This window comes from Lentibacillus salicampi (genome assembly GCF_004565465.1).
GTDB classification, from domain to species: domain Bacteria; phylum Bacillota; class Bacilli; order Bacillales; family Amphibacillaceae; genus Lentibacillus; species Lentibacillus salicampi.
In genome coordinates this window covers 1-3,399 of the sequence record NZ_SRHY01000084.1, presented here as the reverse complement: position 1 = coordinate 3,399, position 3,399 = coordinate 1, and the positions used below count along the sequence as shown (strand labels likewise).

The following is a 3,399-nucleotide window of genomic DNA, read 5'->3' as shown; positions in this document are numbered from 1 at the left end:
GGGTTTTGGAACGTGACGAAAACATGCAGGCCACCAAGCGACAGCGCGGTAGCCGGAAAACGTGTACAAAAATAGAGTGCCAAATATATTGGTGTGACAACCACATCGAGAAAAGATTGACACATACTTCCCGCTTTCCTTCATTGTTATTTTGTGTAGATTTTTGTAAAATAGATCCTACGAAATGACTAAGGAGAAAAATTTATGTCAAAGAAGAAAAAATGGACGTTGATTATTGTTATACCGTTAGTATTAATTATTATTGTTGCCGGTAGTTACGCCATCTACTTGTACAACAAAACAGAAGATATGGTATCCGATTCGCAGGAAAAGGTTGGTCGTGAAAACGAAACATCCGATCTAAGAGAAGAAGCCGTTGACCCTGTTGAAGATAACGTATCTGTTCTGTTCATTGGTGTTGATAACAGTGAGTTTCGTGATGAGAAGGCAAGCCGCTCGGATGCACTTATTCTGGGAACTTTCAACAAACAGAATAGCTCAGTCAAACTGTTAAGCATCCCCCGTGATTCGTATGTTTACGTTCCAAAAGTCGATCGAAACACAAAGATCAACCATGCTCACTTTTTCGGAGGGCCTAAAGCCACCATTGAAACAGTCGAAAACTTCTTACATGTTCCAGTGGACTATTATGCTAAAGTGAATTTCGAAGGTTTTATTGAAGTTGTTGACTCTCTTGGTGGTATTTCGTATGACGTACCTTATGAAATATGGGAATCAGACTCCGATGATGATAAAAACAGCATCCATTTAATGCCTGGGGAACAACAATTAAATGGCGAACAAGCGCTTGCACTTGCCAGAACTCGAAAGTATGATAATGACGTTGAGCGTGGTAAACGGCAGCAGGAAATTCTTAGAACCATTGTCAACAAAGCAACGGCCGCGTCCTCAATCCTTAAATTGGGTGAAACTGTCGATGCCATTGGAAACAACATGACGACAAGCCTTTCTTTCGGTGATATGAAAGACTTTCTCGCTTACGGTCTTGACGAAAACATTTCCATTGAAACTGTCAATCTTGATGGCAGCGGCGGCTATATGGACGATGGTCTCTGGTATTTTCAAGTGGATGAAGAAAGCAAACATGACATTCAAACGGATTTGCGTAATCATTTAGATTTAAAGGAAAATATTGATAAAGGTGATTATGCCAGTGATGAAGAAAGCACTAACACATATTGACTCGGTGGCTCTATGACAGTCTCTTTTTAAAAAAATATAAGCGAAACGATTCCCAACGCATTATTTACTACCGATGAAGTTAATAGTACAATAAGAGAAGATTCGTCACATGGGGAGATTTTATGAAAAAAATCATTACGTACGGGACTTTTGATTTATTGCACCCGGGCCATATCAATCTTTTGCGCCGTGCAAAGGAAATAGGTGACTTTCTGATTGTCGGTGTCTCAACCGACGATTTTAATCATAAAAAAAACAAGGATGCATACCATCCTTTTGATAGTCGTAAAGTAATCGTGGAAGCGATCAAGTATGTGGACAAAGTCATTCCTGAAACAAACTGGAATCAAAAAGTGGACGACATCATCAAATATGACATTGATTTATTTGTTATCGGTGATGACTGGAAAGGAAAATTTAATTTTTTAGAACGTTATTGTGATGTGATTTATCTTCCGCGAACAGATGGCATCTCGTCATCGAAAATTAAAAAAGACAGATTCTAAAATGATAAGAAAATGTAACCTTTTCTTAATCGGATTCGTCTATAATGTGTGGTATTCTAAAAATTACATTGCATTTTTCGACAATGCCGATTATAATTTAATAAGTTGACTGATATAAATTAATAGTATGCAAGATTTAAGGAGAATTAAGCTATGCAACAACGGATAGATATGCGAAGGCGAAAAAAGAAGAAAAAACTTCGGCGCCGCGTTCTTTATATAGCACTAACCGTATTTTTATTGCTCGCTGGCGGGGTCGGCTATATGCTTGTCCAGACTTACACAGCAGCGAGTAGTTCATATGACGATCTTGATCGTGATAAGTCGGACTTACGTTCAGAAGCTGTATCGATTAGTGACGATCCGATATCCATTCTATTATTGGGAGTCGAGGACTACTCAACCAACGGTGATAATGGCAGAACGGACACGATGATCGTTGCGACATTCAATCCGGGCGATGAAAAGTTAAAGTTGTTAAGTTTACCGCGTGACACACTAGTCGAAATAGCCGGCCGGGGCACGCAAGAAAAAATAGCCCATGCCCATGCTTATGGGGGTAAGGAAATGGCCATCAAAACGGTTGAACAATTCCTGGACATACCGATTGACTACTACGCGGCTGTAAACTTTGATGCGTTTACCAATATAGTCGATATCCTTGGTGGCGTTGAGGTTGATGTCCCATTTGACTTTGAACAAAGAACGATCAGAGAATCGGGAAATGAAAATCTGCAATTTACTGAAGGCCCAATGGAACTTAATGGTGAAGAAGCTCTGGCATTTGCCCGAATGCGGAAAAAGGATCCGCGTGGGGATATTGGCAGAAATGAACGGCAGCAGCAAGTTATCAAAGCAATTATTGACAAAGCAACATCACTTGGAACAGTTACGAAAGTTGATGATTTAGCTGAAGAAGTCGGAAATAACGTCAAAACGAATATGAAGGTCAGTGAAGGACTAGGTTTCTACCGGGAATACTCCGATTTTAGTACCAGTAACATTGATAAACTATCATATGACACGTATCCACAAACAATTAATGGGAGAGATTATCAGATTCCGGATGAAGAGTCGCTTGAAGAAGTGAAGCAAACCTTGAAAGAGCACCTTGGACTGGTAACGCCCACAGCTCCCGATAGTCAGTCAGAGACGTCTACAACTGAACACCCATAAGAAATCCCGGGACCGTACTTCTGTCCCGGGATTTTTTAATTCTGCCGTCTTTCCAGGATACGTCACTTAATTAGCAAGCTCTCATTTAGGACCTTTAAGCCCTTCATCAGTTGTTTCCTGCTTCTCTTTTCTTCAGCCCTTTTTTATCCTTCTCCTCTTGGGATAGGCTTAAATCGTAGTGACCTCAGAAACAACTTACAGAGGCTGTTCAAAAAGTCCGGTAAAAATGACGCATCGAATTTCTTCGTTGGCTTGTTTCTCCGCTCCTTGGAAAAGAAAATCGCTTTTCCTGCGTGCGATGCGGATTCAGTGAAGCATTACTTATGCTCATGTATCTAAAGGCATACATTCCGCTGCTCGAAACTACGCCGCTACGAAATTCTACGTCCTCCCTCTATTTATTTCGACTTTCTTAAAATATCGCTGTTTTTCTCACTTTTCCTACCACATTTGATGAAGCCATCTGATAAGGATGAAGATTATATATCAATAATGGAAAAATATGGAATTGTCT

The 3,399-nt window shown here is 40.2% G+C and carries 3 protein-coding genes; all 3 read left to right on the top strand.

The window, feature by feature from the left end; translation table 11 throughout:
- Positions 1-204 precede the first annotated feature (204 nt).
- The 3 genes from E4U82_RS19300 to E4U82_RS19290 all read left to right on the top strand — a co-directional run bounded on the left by E4U82_RS19300 (position 205) and on the right by E4U82_RS19290 (position 2,885).
- Positions 205-1,203 carry an LCP family protein gene (locus tag E4U82_RS19300; RefSeq protein WP_135111871.1) on the top strand — a complete coding sequence of 333 codons (999 nt, stop codon included), beginning with the start codon at positions 205-207 and terminating at the stop codon, positions 1,201-1,203.
- A 122-nt stretch (positions 1,204-1,325) separates the two neighbouring features.
- Entirely contained in the window at positions 1,326-1,709 is a 384-nt protein-coding gene (gene tagD, locus E4U82_RS19295; protein ID WP_135111870.1) for a glycerol-3-phosphate cytidylyltransferase, read from the top strand.
- Between the two features lie 153 nt (positions 1,710-1,862).
- Entirely contained in the window at positions 1,863-2,885 is a 1,023-nt protein-coding gene (locus tag E4U82_RS19290; protein WP_135111869.1) for an LCP family protein, read from the top strand.
- Positions 2,886-3,399 lie beyond the last annotated feature (514 nt).

Excerpts from the sequence above, each read along its gene's own strand:
- E4U82_RS19290 (WP_135111869.1), top strand. The coding sequence starts at position 1,863 with ATGCAACAACGGATAGATATGCGAAGGCGAAAAAAGAAGAAAAAACTT.
- E4U82_RS19300 (WP_135111871.1), top strand. The coding sequence starts at position 205 with ATGTCAAAGAAGAAAAAATGGACGTTGATTATTGTTATACCGTTAGTA.
- tagD (WP_135111870.1), top strand. The coding sequence starts at position 1,326 with ATGAAAAAAATCATTACGTACGGGACTTTTGATTTATTGCACCCGGGC.